The organism is Nitratireductor aquibiodomus NL21 = JCM 21793 (assembly GCF_000615975.1).
Taxonomy (GTDB): Bacteria; Pseudomonadota; Alphaproteobacteria; order Rhizobiales; family Rhizobiaceae; genus Nitratireductor; species Nitratireductor aquibiodomus.
In genome coordinates this window covers 1-12,959 of record NZ_BAMP01000107.1, presented here as the reverse complement: position 1 = coordinate 12,959, position 12,959 = coordinate 1, and the positions used below count along the sequence as shown (strand labels likewise).

Genomic DNA, 12,959 nt, shown 5'->3' with positions numbered 1-12,959 from the left:
GTGCTTGTCCGGAAGTTCCTGGCGACGGACAGACGATTTCTGCGAAGACCATTGCGAAACGCAGGTCTGCCAATTTATCAGCGATACCCGTTGTAATTCCATCGCGTGGTCTGCTCTCAGGCCATGACATCGCCACCGTTGACGTGGATTGTGGCACCAACCATGTACGAGGCGTCTTCTGAAGCTAGAAACACGGCGGCGGGTGCGATTTCATGCGTTTCGCCAAAGCGACCAATCGGCAATTCGGATCTCTTGCGTGCTCGCCAGTCGTCACTGAGCACGTGCAGAATAGCGGTCTCTACGGGCCCCGGCGCAATCGCATTCACCAGAACGCGTGGGGCGCTGCCTCCATCGCGAGAGCTCGTGTCATTCCAAGAACACCTGCTTTTGCCGCGCAGTAATGTGCCAGCTCCGTCCCGCCTTTGAGCGCCAGTTGCGACGAGATGTTGACGATACGGCCGTATCCGCGGGATTTCATCCCGGCATACACCGCCTGCGTCACAATAAACGTTCCGCGTAGATGCACGCCCAGGATAGTGTCGAATTCCTGTAGGCTGATGTCCTCAAACGCATGAGAGATGCTGATGCCTGCATTGTTCACAAGGATGTCGGTCGGCCCATTTCTTTGCTCGGCCGCGGTGACAAAGGCGGCCACGGCCTCCGGGTCGCTGACGTTACAGTCCATCGCCAACGGTTCAGCACCAAGCGCCTGCGCGCGGGAAATCACTGCCGCTGCGTTCTCACTGTCCCCAACATGGCAGAAAGCGGTGCGTGCGCCTTCGCGCGCAAAGGCCTCGACGATGGCCGCGCCGATACCCTGGCTGCCGCCGGTGATGAGAGCGCAGCGACCTGCTAGCTTTCCAGTGCTCATTTTCCGTCCTTTGCTAGTAGCTTGCGATCGTCAGGCCGCCATCGACGATCAGGCTCTGACCGGTTATGTAAGCGGCGGCATCGGAGGCCAGAAACTGGGCCACCTTGGCAACATCTTCGGGTTGGCCCACTCGGCGTAAGGGCAGGCGTGAAGATATATTCGACAGTCCAACCTCTCCCAGGGAATGTTCCTCGGACAGCGATTGCGCAGTGCGGATGACACCCGGCAATATGGTGTTGGCACGAATGCCCTTCGGCCCGAGTTCCACCGCCAGGCCACGCACCAAACCTTCGATACCGGCTTTCGATGCGCTGTAGTGGACATGGTCCGTCCAGCCCAGCCGCGCACTGGTCGAAGATATCGCGATGAGACTGCCACCGGACGGCATGGCGCAAGCCGCGCCAAGCAAGAGCTGCGCAGTCCCGTTCAGATTGACGGACAAAACGCTTTCCCAGGCGGCTTCATCCATCTCGGCAAGCGGCACCTTGCGTGCGATACCGGCATTGGCGATGGCGACCGAAGCGGGGCCGTGCTGTTGGGCGATATCGGCCAGTGTCTGGTCCAGCCCCGACCAGTCGGACACGTCGCATTGATAGGATGCGGCGTTTCGCCCGGCGCGACGTAGTTCATCCGCCAGGTCATGAACCGCGTCGCTTTGATCGATAAGGGCCAGCTGGTCTCCTGCCAGGGCAAATTCGCGTGCCATAGCCCGACCGATCCCCACGGCGGCGCCGGAAATAATCACCAGTCTTGTCATCAAGTTGTTCCTGACGCGGCGTGGTTCATGATGTGGCCCTTCGTCCGTCCTGGGTCTGGTGGTGTTGGCGTATAGCGCAATCAAGCAGCGCGCTGCGGATGCTTGGCAAGTTCGTCGATCAGCGATTGCGTGGTGCGTTGGCGACAATAGCCAGCAATGGCGGATATGGAGTTTTCGTGCCGGGACTTTGTATGTGTCGCACAGGCATCCGTCGCCTGCGTCACCAAATATCCCAGATCACACGCATCCCTGATCGCGCTCTCGATGCACTGGTCGGTCAGAAAGCCGGCGATGACCACCTGTTCGACACTCAAGTTGCGCAGCACGTAGTCAATATTCGTCGAGATGAACACGGAGGATGAGGTTTTCGGGATGACGATCTCATTTTCACTCGGCGCTATTTCGTCAAGGACCTTGCCTTCCCAACTGCCTTTCGGGACGTTGAACCCGCTGATTTTGTAATCCAGCGAGCGGTCCCGGCCATCCAGTGTCTGGCTCTCGATTGTCGTATAGATCACTTCGCTTCCCGCAGCGCGAAATCCACGTTGCAGGGCCTGCATGTTGGCGATGACATGACTATCGAGCTGCCCAAAAAACCAGCCGAACTTATCTTCGAACTCATCGGTGTCCATCGCCGCAAAGCCCGGCGCCTTGCGATTGGCGGTCAGGTTCTGAACATCGATGAACAATATAGCCGCCCTTTGGGGATCAAGCTCGCTCTCTCTTCCCAGTGTCATCCAATGCTTTTTCATGTGACAGACGCCTCGGCTGTTTTTCGTTGCGGCCAGAATACCAAGCCTGCTGGCTATGACGCTTGAAGACCGACCAGTTCATGATCCGCGCAAGCACCTGAAGCGCGCGGGTTCCCACAAGCGAATTTCCATAAACATCAAGGCCGGGTGACCAAACGGCGATACTGGCCTGCCCTGGAACAATCGCGAGAATTCCACCACCGACTCCGCTTTTGGCCGGAAAACCGATGTGAAACGCAAAACTTCCCGAGCCATCATAGTGCCCGCAGGTCATCATCAGCGCCAGAATGCCCTTTGCATTGTCACTCGATGCCAGACGTGGCAGCGCCGCAGGAAATGAAAGAAACCGTCCGCTGCGCGCCAATTGGCGTGCAGACATCTCGATCGCGCATTGATTGAAGTAGAGCCACGTGACGTCGTCCGGCGCGTTGATCAAGTTTCCGTAGGCGGCCAGAAAATTGGCCAGCGCGACATTGCTTTTGCCATGCGCCATTTCAGAATTGGCGACTTTTTGATCGACAAAGATGTTGTTGTCATTTGCCGCGGCTCTAACAAACCCCAGGATTTCCGACAGGGCTTGGCTGGTTGGTCGTCGGGCAAGAATCTCGTCTGTCACGACAAGCGCGCCTGCATTGATGAACGGGTTGCGCGGGCGACCATTTTCGCTTTCCAGATAGGCGACAGAGTTGAACGCGCGTCCAGTCGGTTCCTTGCCCACGCGGTCCATAGGTTCGATCCACCGCGACCTAACGCGATGGCAAGCGCGAAGACCTTTGAAACGCTTTGGATCGAGAATGGCATATCAGCATCACCGGCGCATACTTCGCGCCCGTCGCCCAGGTTGATACAGATGCCGAAGCGGTCCGCGCTCACCTTTGTCAGTTCAGGGATGTAATCGGCGACCTTGCCCCTATCTTCGATCGCCATCGCTTCGCGATGCACGGCCTGAATTACTTTCTCAAGAGTTTTCATGGAAGACCCTGACCATCGCATAAGGCTACCAGCCTGCAAAAGGCGCGACCGTCTCGTCCGAAACCTTGCCTGCTACCGCGTCCTTTATGGACTGCTCTAGGATATCAACCGCCAGGTCGATCTCGCTGTCCTCAATCACCAGCGGCGGGGTAATCTCCAACACGTTGCCGCCGACATAATGGACTACGGCACCCAGCTCGAATGCGCGATACACGACTTTTGTCGTCAGCAGGCGGTCCCGCGCGTTGGTGTCGCGGCTTTTTACCAACTCCAGCCCGATCGCCAGCCCTTCTCCCCTGACATCGCCGATGACATCACTGTCCGCCATTAGCGCGCGCAGCCCGGCTAGAAACCGGTCACCTGCTCGTTTGGCGCGTGCGGGTATGTCTTCTTCTTTCAAGGTTCGCATCACCTGGCGGCCGACCGCAGTGCAGATCGGATTGCCCGCCGTTGTCAGCAGGGCCGAGGCCGGAGGGCCATCGATCAGCCAGGCCGGGGCCACGGCCGCAGACAGAGGCAGCCCCCCGCCGATCAGTTTGCCAAAGGTCACGATGTCGGGGACGATGCCATCAAGCTGGAACGCATGCATGACGCCGGGTCGACCCAGCCCCATCTTCACCTCGTCAATCGCCAGAAGGACATCGTGCTTCCTGCAGACTTCCAGCAGACGGGACAGGAACCCGCGAGGGGGAACAATCAGGCCACCATCCGATAAGATCGGCTCTGCCATCAGGCAGCAGACATCACCCTTTGCCAGCTCTGTATCGATTTCCGCGATGGTGGCTTCTAGACTGGCTCGAATGGGATCCGGCCCGGTGACATGCGGTCTGAACGGATTTGGGTATGTGGCCAGAAACAGGTCTGGGTCGGCCTCTACTCCGGCGGCGATATGGACGTCCGAGACCTTCATCGCGACGCCAAGGCCGCCGTGATAGCCGTGTTTGAATGTCACGATGCGTTTCCTGCCGGTCGCACGGCGTGCCGATCGGAACACTACTTCATTGGCATCAGTGCCGGCATGGCCGAAATAGACCCGGCGGTCGCCTTTACCGGGCACGAATGCCAACAGTTCTTCGGCAAACCCGACCGAGTCCGGATGGGCGGCTGACAGGCCACCTGCACCGGCGGGGTTCTGAGCGGCTTTGGTCATGGCCTCGATCAGGGCAGGGTGTCCGTGGCCCAGGCCGCAGGCCGTCCATGTGGACGAAAGGTCCAACAGCTTGCGTCCACCCATTTCGGTTAGCCATGATCCTTTGCCGGATTGGACGGCAATGGGAAAGAAGCGAAGCTTTTCGATACCGGCGACCGCCAGGCGGTCGCGCTCAAGAAGTTGTTTGGCATCGGCGGAGATCGTCATCGCTGGCTCTCCTGATGCCGTGCGCCGTGGAAGAGGAGCCAGAAGGCGACCCCTACCAAAACCGCGCTCGCCAGCAGGATGATGACGTTCAAGGGAAAGATTAGCGGCACAGTGCTGGAATGCGATGACGCCTGCTGCCACAGATATACCGGCAGCGTCTCAACCTTGCCCTTCAGATAGATCGAACGCGCGATTTCGTTGAATGACAATAGAAAGGCAAAAAGTCCGCCGGCAATAATGCCATCCTTCAGCAGCGGAACCTCGATCCGCCAGAACCTTTCCCAAGGCCCGGATCCCAGGTCGGCCGCCGCATCCAGAAGGCGCGTGTCAAAGCGAAAGGACACGACCAGAACGGCCAGCAGGCTAAAGGGGAAAGCCCAAACGAAATGGCCGGCAAAAAGTGACCATAACCCCAGTTTGAACCCCAGGAACACGCGCAAATACAGGAACATTGCCGTTCCAATCACCACACCAGGCACCATCAGCGGCAACAGCACAACCGCTGTGATGGGAAGGCCGCCCCGCCGCAGACGGGGCACGGCGCGCCCGATCATGGTCGCGCAGATCATCGACACCAGCGCAACTGCGAATGCCAGCCAGAAGCTGTGCATTAGCGGAGCAACCCATCCGGACTGGACAAAGAGTTCCGCATAGTGCCGCGACGTGAACGGGCCGGGAAATCCGCTCAGCGGCTCGGCACTTACCGACATCACGATCAGCCAGAGTATGGGAAGATAAATCCAGCTTAAAGCCAGCAGGCCCGACAGCGGGCCAACTGCTTTCCAGATCGAGGCTTCGGACCAGTGCGCGGACCCAGTCTTACGAGATTGCATTCGAATGCCCTCCGGTGAAGCGTTTGGTCAGCCATGCCGCGGTCGAGATGAACCCGATCAGAAGAATGAGCATGAGCACCGAGAGCGCTGCGGCAACCGTATAGTTCAGGATTCTCAACAGGCTCTGCACCGATTCAGCCAGAACCACGACATTGCCACCGCCCAAGAGCGTGGGAACAACTGGGTCGCCGATCATCGGAATGAAGGTAAAGACAAAGCCCGCGCCGATTCCGGGTATGGCGAGCGGCAGCACGACGTGAACAATGGTGAATAGTGGAGACGCGCCCAGGTCCCTGGAGGCGTCCAGAACTTCGTCGTCGATCAGGCTGAAGGCCATGTAGAGCGGGAAAACCATCGTTGGAAAATAGGGGGCGATCAACCCGAGGACGACGGCGAACTCCGAAAACAACAGCCAGTCCAAAGGTTCGGACACCACGCCAAGTTGCAGCAAAAGCCCGTTGACCGGTCCGTTCAATCCCAGCAGGCCGCGCCAGATGATCGTGCGAGCAGAGAGACTGAGAAAGAAGGGAACGGTCAGAAGCCCCAGCAGGATCGTCTTGGTCGCCATCGATCTGGTGCCCTTTGCCATCCAGTAGGCGAAGGGGAACGCGAAAATCGACACCAGAACGGTAACAATCGCAGCCACCCTGATCGTGCGGACTGTGACCTCCCATCGGCCCGAGGAAAACACGTCACGATAGGCTTGCAGTGACGGCTCCCAAACCAGTCGAAAGTTTTCCATGCTGAGGACCGACCAGACCGCCAGTCCGGCAATGGGGATCAGTCCGACCAGCACCCATGCCGTCAGAAGTATCAGGTGCCCTTTCGGGTTTACTTGGGTCGGTGAACGAAACATCGTAAGATTCCGGCATTGAGAAGGGCCGAGGCGTGTCAACGGCACTCCGGCTAACGGATCTGGTGGTCTGAGCAACTGGACAGAAGGCATCCGTTTCGAAAATTCAGCCCACAAACTATTGATCTGGTGGGCCTCTTGTTTGCACGGATGCGTGCCATCTGTCTGGATCGCACCACTAGGCCTGCTTGAAACGCGACCATTCGGATTCGATGGCTTCGACGTGATCAGGGCTGGAGTTCTGCCAGTAATGGGCGGCCGCCATCTTGCGCTCGACCTTGGTGATATTGTCCTCAATGGCGCCGCGCTGGTCGTCGGACCAGCCTTGCTCGACCGCGAACTTCAGTGCGGCATTGGCATTTGCTGTCGCATAGCCGCGCGAAACCGCAATCTCTGCGCCGTAGCGCCCGCCTAGGAACCAATCGATGGCCGTATAGGCGCGCTCGAGCCGCTCACCCTCGGCCTGGCTGGGCAGATAGGCCCCGATCATCCACTTCGAATACCCTTCAGAGGTGTTGGCGTAACGCACCCTCTTGCCCTCACCCTGAAGCTGCTTGATCACCGGTTCCCAGCACTCGATGGCCAGCACTTCTTGGTTACTCAGCAGGTCGACGGATTCTTCGTAAGAGTGCCAGAGTGCCCGGAACTGCCCGACATTTTTTTGTTCGATAAGGAAATCAACGACCATGGCTGCTTCCTGGGGCGTCATGTTCGATGGATCGGCGATTTTGGCACCCTTGCCGATCAGATACAGTGCAGCGCTCGGCAGGGCGGTCAGCCAGGTGTCGGCGATGGCGACTTTGCCCATGAGCTTTTCGTTTTCAAAGATGGTGCCCCAGCTCAACTCCTCTGCACCATCGCCGACTTCGTCGGTATAATACCCAAAGCTATCGGCGTTGAACACGATCGGGGCGCCATACTGCTCGCCGCCGGTACCCAGCAATAATGGGCTGGTTTTGACCTCCTCAGAAACCTCTGCCCATCGGCTCAGGCTGCCGCCGTCGATTGCCTGGAAATGGCCGGATTCACCAAGGCGATCCTCGATGCCGCCATCAAAGATAAAGACATCGTAATCATCACCAACCTCATTGGCCACCACCTCCTGGACATAGAAGCCGGGATCCGAATTGATCGGCGTGAACTCGATCTCCATGCCCGTATCGGCGGCAAACCCCTGCCAGTCTGGAAGTGCCACGGTTGTCACACCGAGAACGCGCACCGAGCCACCCGTTGCAAAGGCGTTGCGTGCGTAGAACGGGGCCGCAAGGGCGGTGGCCCCCGCCGCGGCCCCAAGTTTTAGTAGAGATCGCCGACCGATGGTGCTGCTGCTTTTTCCATTCGACATCTTTTCGTCTCCTGTTGCTTGGGTTTCTACGTTCAATCACTTGGCAGTATGACGGTTTGGCTCTTGGGCCAGCTCAGCCGGGTCATCTTGGCTAGATCGCCCGGCGCTTCCCACAGACGCGCACGCAATGGCCCAATAGGCGTCGCAAAGAATGCGTCGTGGTATTTTCCGCGATAGACGTCCTTTTCGATGTTGCATTGAATGGAGTTGAGGGCGTCATCGCCTGCGCCTGCGCCTGCGCCTGCGCCTGCTGCTGTGCAACGCAACTTTTCCGACCTGAAGGCGCAGATCACAGGTTGCGACGGTTCTGGCATCCTGGATCCGGCCCACATTCCGGTGATCAGAGTTTCGCCGATTGCGGCGGTTATCGTGGCGCCGTCCACTGACGAAACCGTGCCTTCGATGATGTTCTCCATGCCCATGAATTCAGCCGCGAAGCGACAATTGGGCCTGTCGAAGATCTCCTGCGGTGTGCCGTCCTGGACGATTTGACCTTTATCCATCAGCAGGATCCGATCGCTCATGGTGAGCGCCTCTTCCTGACTATGGGTCACATAAACGAAGGTCATGCCGAACTCTTCGTGTAGCCGAACCAGTTCGGACTGCATTTCAAAGCGCAGCTTTTCGTCCAGTGCGCCAAGTGGTTCGTCAAGCAATAGGACGGCAGGTTGCAGAACTAGGCTGCGCGCTAGGGCGACGCGTTGTTTTTGCCCGCCGCTGAGCTTTGATATGTTGGCCTCAAGAAAGTCGCCAAGCTGGACCATATTCAGCATCTTGGCGGCCTCGGCCCGCCGCACGGCCGAGGGAACCTTGCGGACCCTGAGCCCATATTCGACATTCTCCACCACGCTCAGATGCGGAAACAGCCCGTAGTGCTGGAACACGGTCGAAACGTTGCGCCGATTGGCCGGCACATTCGAAACATCAACCCCATCGAGCGTCAGCTCATCGACATGGCTCGGCATCTCCAAGCCGGCCAGTATCCGCAGCATCGTGGACTTGCCGGACCCCGAAGACCCTAGAATTGTCAGAAATTCGCCGCGAACGGCGTGGCAGGAAACCCCCCGTAGTGCGTCGATGGCCCCATAGGTCTGACTGAGGTTCTTGATTGTAAAAATGTGGTCCGATTGATTCACGTCTGCTCCCGCTGCCGTCACCCGCGACACTTTCTCGGCTCTTGTTGATCAATCGTGGACCATATATTTCATTTTTGCAAATCATTTATATTTCTGGCATATTTGTTGCTGTCTGTGGTGGCCACCAGAGCATCGTAGCAGGAGATAATTTTATTGTTTATAATCAAAATGATATTCTCATATCGCGCTGTGTTTCTGAGTCGTGGCGAGACAAGGAAGACCCGAGAAATCGATGGAACCGGTTCTTCAATGGGAATGTATGTTTCAAATTTGGCAGACACGTGCGATCTGTGAGGTGGTATGCAGGGAAATCACACGGGAAGGCGACAAATGAACGAATCGGTGCGCACGAAGATCCAGAGCTTGGAGCGAAACATGACCAAATCCGACATGAAGGTCGCGCGGCTCATCTTGTCGGATTATCCCAGCGTCGGACTTCATTCCTTGGCAGAGATCGGGGAGCAGGCCGATGTCAGTGCGGCAACCGTCCTGCGCTTTGTCTCAAAGCTGGGGTTCGAAGGGTTTCCGGCATTTCAGGAAAGTCTGAAAGCCGAGTTGCAGCAGTCGTTTAGCTCGCCCCTGGATCGGTTTGAAAAGGGCGCTGCGCTCATGCAGAGCAACTCGCCGTTAGAACGATATGCAAGCTACGCCTCTGAACTGATGCAGACGGCCGCCAAGATGGTTTCTGGGTACGAATTCGGGACGATCTCTTCCCTTCTGTCGGAGACAAAGCGCCCGGTTCATGTGATCGGCGGCAGGTTCAGCCGGTCCATCGCGGAGCTTTTTTGTTACGGATTTGGGCAAGTCCGCGGGGACTGCCATACCGTGCAAAATGACGCACTTTCCATGGTCGAGTGCCTGATGAACGTTCGGAAGCGCGACCTCGTCATCGTCTTCGATTTTCGAAGGTATCAGGGCCCGCTGGAATCATTCTGCAAACACGCGGCTGGAACGGGCGCGACGATCATCCTGGTCACGGACCAGTGGCAATCGCCGATCCAGAAAATCGCCAATCACGTTTTAACTGTGCCGGTTGAAAGTCCGTCAACGTTTGACAGCGGCTTGGCTGCTGTGATGTGCGTCGAAGCACTGATCGACGATGTATCGCGCAAGCTTCAGGATCAGGTTCCGGCACGGATCGCGAAGTTTGAAACAATGTACGACGAATTCAAATGACCTCAGGAACCACATCCGTGCGTCTGAGAGTCGATTTCAAAACGGTCGTGATCGTGCGCGCGATATCGCGTTGCCCCCGGCAGGTGGAGATCAGGTCTTGGCAGATCTCTAACTCGACATAGGGAAGCTCGCCGCCTTTGGTATGGGTCGGTATCGTGTAGTCGCCTTTGAAGTCAATTCTATACGGCTCATTGTGCTGGACATTAAGCGTTGTGGCCGCGGTCAGGTTCTCCAAGAACGCCTTTCCGAAGGTCTCAGAGCCTTCGAAGATTACCCCGATATCGCAGTTTCTGCGCGTCTCGCCAAACGCTCGCGTGAAGCTATGCATCGCCATCAGGATGGGTGGGTGCGTTGACGCTTTGCGTGCTCGATCCAAGACACCCGACAGCGCACTCTGATAGGGTTCGAGAATTTCCGTGATCCGCCGCATGCGCTCTTCGTCCGAAATATCAGCATTCCCCGAGATCGTTCGGCCATCATAGGTCTTTCGTACCAGATCCGAGCTTTCAGCTGTGCGGTTACAGTCGATTACAAGGCGTGAGATCGGCTGCGCGACCAGCGGCGCGCCGAGCATTCCGGCGATCCAGCAGGTGGTGGCAAATATCCCGATATCGAGGCCGATATGATCATTGATGTCCTCCGGTGCCATTCCCAGCCCGCCTAGGCGTGCGGGTATTTCGGAACCGGCGTGATCGCAGCAAAAGACGAGCCGACTGGTAGAACCCTCGTTCAGGATCAAGACGGGTTCCGGCTCGAGCGACACGGATCCATCGGCGTGGGGGCTAGAAACAAGATGCATAGAGTTTCTTTTTTTCTTCAAAATCAAGATCGCTCACGAGCTTCAGCTCGCTGCGTTTGTTCATGAGGTAGGCATCCAGGAACTCGGACCCCATCCACTCACGCAACGGCGCACTTTTCTGCAAAAGGTCCAGGGCATCGGAGAGGCTGGCCGGAAGCTTCTTGAGCGCCAAGCGCGTAACGACCTCCTGGCTCAGATCACCATCGGTCGCCTCGGGCACCGTTAGGCTGTTGCGCAACCCGTCGATCCCACTCCAGACAATGGCGCCCAACGCCAGGTAAGGGTTTGCTGTCGCATCAGCGGCCCGGTACTCAACGTTGAAGGATTTTTCAGGGTTTGTGCCGGATAGTGGGCAGATCCGCACACCCGCTTCGCGGTCCTGTTTCCCAAGATTGTTGTAGCTTGCGCTCCACAGATTTGGTTGCAGCCTTTCATAGGAAGTGTCGGACGCGGCGGTCAGCGCAACAAAATCGTTCATATGCGCCAAGACACCCGAAATGAAATGCCCGAACGGCGTGCTCAATCCGTAGGGCTGGTCAGGGTCGTAGGAACAGGGCGAGCCGTCGTCCCGTTGTAGCGAGAAATGAATATGTACGCCGTTGCCGACAGTGCCGCCGGGCATAATCGGCGCGAACGTGGCCTTCTCTCCGCGACGATGTGCAAGTGCGCGGGTGATTTCGCGAAGCTGAACCGCCCTGTCGGCTGCGGTCACGCCCAACGCGGGTGCATTCACGATTTCCAATTGCTGCGGCGCGTATTCGGCCATGATCATTTCAGGTTCAAGTCCGCACTGATCCAGCACCGAAACAAGGTGCTGTCCGAACCCATTCTGAAAGCGCCAGGCGTCTAGCCCGTAGGCACTGCCTCGGCCTGTCAGGATGCCTGAATAATGAAACTCGTGCTCGAACGCGCTGAACAGCGACAACCCGAACTCTTCCCGCAGCATTTCAATGCCGCGCCGCAGCCAGTTTCTGGGGCAGCATTCCCAGGGGGTTCCGTCAAGATGCACCAGATCGCTCAGCATGTATTGCTCGGCGGCGAAGTCACCGTCGGCCTGCAGGTGAATTTTGGTGCCGGGATCGGGCATCATCAGCACATCCCCGCGCGGCCCCCACGGTGAATCGACGATTTCTCCCAGAGAGGTGATCATCAAGTTGGAATAGGCAAGACCGACGCCCTTTGCCTGAATCTTTTCTGCATCCTTGGCCCGAAACCCTTTGCCGCGAACGCGCGCTCCATAGTCGCAGATCACTGCCAGTATGATGTTTTCCTGAGGGTCCACGGGCGAATCCTTTTATGAGTTGTGTGATGCAATTTTATATTCATGTTGGATTTATGCAATGGATTTTTCATTTGAGGCGGATAACTGTGCTGACTCACACTGCCCCCGTAGCGGGGACCTACCGGTGACAATCGCGGTAACGATAGTGGAGAAGGATGGTTCAGGGTGTCCGATCCGAGCTGTCCAGTCCCGGCATTTAACGGGCTGGATGACGACATCTGAGTTCGCGGACAGGGGCTATGCGCGACTACACGAAGGACGCCGCAGGCGGCCAAGCCTTGTGTTCACCGGGTTACCGCGTCCCCGCTCGCCTAGTCGTAGAATGCCAGATCCGCATTGCAGTTCTCAACGCGGCTGTAATGTCCTCGTCACACCGCCTCATGCTGTTAGAGTTAATTCTTCAGGGCGAGCAACCTGTTGAGCAACTCGCCGAGGCCACTAACCTGTCGATGGCCAATGCATCCCAGCACCTCCAGCGGGCCGGATTGGTGACGACCCGGCGTGATGGCAAGCGTATTTTCTACCTGGTGGGGAGTGGACCGGTAAAAAAGGTGCTGGATAGCCTTCAGGCCTATCTTGATCAGACCCGGGAGGAACTCCGGCGCCAGGCCGCTTCTTCGAACATTGTGACCAAGGCGGGGTCAATGTCTCGTGAACAGCTACTGGACCGACTCTTGGTTGGTGATGTCGTGCAGCTTGATGTCCGCCCGATCCGCGAGTTTGCGGAAGGTCATCTACCGCAGGCTGTCTGCATTCCTGTCGCGGAACTGGAGGCGCGGTTTGCCGAACTCCCGCGCGACAAAGAGATCATCGCCTACTGCCGGGG

The 12,959-nt window shown here is 57.6% G+C and carries 14 protein-coding genes and 1 pseudogene; 3 read left to right on the top strand and 12 right to left on the bottom strand.

The window, feature by feature from the left end; all coding sequences use genetic code 11:
* The coding region (locus JCM21793_RS29845; protein WP_210164485.1) for a hypothetical protein at positions 1–182 on the top strand (182 nt) is incomplete at its 5' end.
* On the opposite strand, the gene JCM21793_RS31070 is transcribed toward JCM21793_RS29845, so the two are convergent.
* The 10 genes and pseudogenes from JCM21793_RS31070 to JCM21793_RS27300 form a co-directional block, all read right to left on the bottom strand.
* Positions 117–281 (bottom strand): SDR family oxidoreductase, encoded by a 165-nt coding sequence (locus tag JCM21793_RS31070; RefSeq protein WP_280113544.1) that lies wholly within the window; start codon positions 279–281, stop codon positions 117–119. The two genes, JCM21793_RS29845 and JCM21793_RS31070, sit on opposite strands and share 66 nt — an antisense overlap.
* A 41-nt stretch (positions 282–322) precedes the next feature.
* Positions 323–871, bottom strand: a complete 549-nt coding sequence (locus JCM21793_RS27310; protein WP_280113543.1) for an SDR family NAD(P)-dependent oxidoreductase — start codon at positions 869–871, stop codon at positions 323–325.
* A gap of 13 nt (positions 872–884) precedes the next feature.
* Complete coding sequence (locus JCM21793_RS20320; protein ID WP_025031541.1) at positions 885–1,628, bottom strand: SDR family NAD(P)-dependent oxidoreductase; 744 nt, start codon at positions 1,626–1,628, stop codon at positions 885–887.
* A gap of 80 nt (positions 1,629–1,708) precedes the next feature.
* A complete protein-coding gene (locus tag JCM21793_RS20315; RefSeq protein WP_244439906.1) occupies positions 1,709–2,317 on the bottom strand; it encodes a cysteine hydrolase family protein in 609 nt (202 codons plus the stop codon).
* Positions 2,318–2,444: 127 nt separating this feature from the next.
* Positions 2,445–3,352, bottom strand: a pseudogene (locus JCM21793_RS27305) (glutaminase); the annotation flags it as partial.
* Between the two features lie 25 nt (positions 3,353–3,377).
* Positions 3,378–4,709: an aspartate aminotransferase family protein gene (locus JCM21793_RS20305; protein WP_025031539.1), complete on the bottom strand. Its 1,332-nt coding sequence runs from the start codon at positions 4,707–4,709 to the stop codon at positions 3,378–3,380.
* A complete protein-coding gene (locus JCM21793_RS20300) occupies positions 4,706–5,542 on the bottom strand; it encodes an ABC transporter permease (RefSeq protein WP_025031538.1) in 837 nt (278 codons plus the stop codon). Before JCM21793_RS20300 ends, JCM21793_RS20305 begins: the two co-directional genes overlap by 4 nt.
* Entirely contained in the window at positions 5,529–6,398 is an 870-nt protein-coding gene (locus tag JCM21793_RS20295; protein ID WP_025031537.1) for an ABC transporter permease, read from the bottom strand. Before JCM21793_RS20295 ends, JCM21793_RS20300 begins: the two co-directional genes overlap by 14 nt.
* A 175-nt stretch (positions 6,399–6,573) precedes the next feature.
* Positions 6,574–7,740, bottom strand: coding sequence for an ABC transporter substrate-binding protein (locus JCM21793_RS20290; RefSeq protein ID WP_025031536.1), 1,167 nt, complete (start codon positions 7,738–7,740; stop codon positions 6,574–6,576).
* A 32-nt stretch (positions 7,741–7,772) separates the two neighbouring features.
* Positions 7,773–8,876, bottom strand: a complete 1,104-nt coding sequence (locus tag JCM21793_RS27300) for an ABC transporter ATP-binding protein (protein WP_162175239.1) — start codon at positions 8,874–8,876, stop codon at positions 7,773–7,775.
* Positions 8,877–9,206: 330 nt separating this feature from the next.
* On the opposite strand from JCM21793_RS27300, the gene JCM21793_RS20280 reads away from it, so the two are divergent.
* On the top strand, positions 9,207–10,052 hold the full coding sequence (locus JCM21793_RS20280) for a MurR/RpiR family transcriptional regulator (protein WP_025031534.1): 846 nt from the start codon (positions 9,207–9,209) through the stop codon (positions 10,050–10,052).
* Here the strand turns inward: JCM21793_RS20280 and JCM21793_RS20275 are convergent.
* Both JCM21793_RS20275 and JCM21793_RS20270 read right to left on the bottom strand, forming a co-directional pair.
* Positions 10,045–10,791, bottom strand: a complete 747-nt coding sequence (locus tag JCM21793_RS20275; RefSeq protein WP_162175238.1) for an N-formylglutamate amidohydrolase — start codon at positions 10,789–10,791, stop codon at positions 10,045–10,047. The genes JCM21793_RS20280 and JCM21793_RS20275 overlap by 8 nt on opposite strands.
* Before the next feature lie 43 nt (positions 10,792–10,834).
* Positions 10,835–12,133, bottom strand: a complete 1,299-nt coding sequence (locus tag JCM21793_RS20270; protein ID WP_025031532.1) for a glutamine synthetase family protein — start codon at positions 12,131–12,133, stop codon at positions 10,835–10,837.
* A gap of 239 nt (positions 12,134–12,372) precedes the next feature.
* On the opposite strand from JCM21793_RS20270, the gene JCM21793_RS27295 reads away from it, so the two are divergent.
* Positions 12,373–12,959, top strand: a 587-nt coding sequence (locus JCM21793_RS27295) for an ArsR/SmtB family transcription factor (protein ID WP_051556247.1), incomplete at its 3' end; no start/stop codon positions are given.

Excerpts from the sequence above, each read along its gene's own strand:
- JCM21793_RS27310 (WP_280113543.1), bottom strand. The coding sequence starts at position 871 with ATGAGCACTGGAAAGCTAGCAGGTCGCTGCGCTCTCATCACCGGCGGC.
- JCM21793_RS20320 (WP_025031541.1), bottom strand. The coding sequence starts at position 1,628 with ATGACAAGACTGGTGATTATTTCCGGCGCCGCCGTGGGGATCGGTCGG.
- JCM21793_RS20305 (WP_025031539.1), bottom strand. The coding sequence starts at position 4,709 with ATGACGATCTCCGCCGATGCCAAACAACTTCTTGAGCGCGACCGCCTG.
- JCM21793_RS20300 (WP_025031538.1), bottom strand. The coding sequence starts at position 5,542 with ATGCAATCTCGTAAGACTGGGTCCGCGCACTGGTCCGAAGCCTCGATC.
- JCM21793_RS20295 (WP_025031537.1), bottom strand. The coding sequence starts at position 6,398 with ATGTTTCGTTCACCGACCCAAGTAAACCCGAAAGGGCACCTGATACTT.
- JCM21793_RS20290 (WP_025031536.1), bottom strand. The coding sequence starts at position 7,740 with ATGTCGAATGGAAAAAGCAGCAGCACCATCGGTCGGCGATCTCTACTA.
- JCM21793_RS20280 (WP_025031534.1), top strand. The coding sequence starts at position 9,207 with ATGAACGAATCGGTGCGCACGAAGATCCAGAGCTTGGAGCGAAACATG.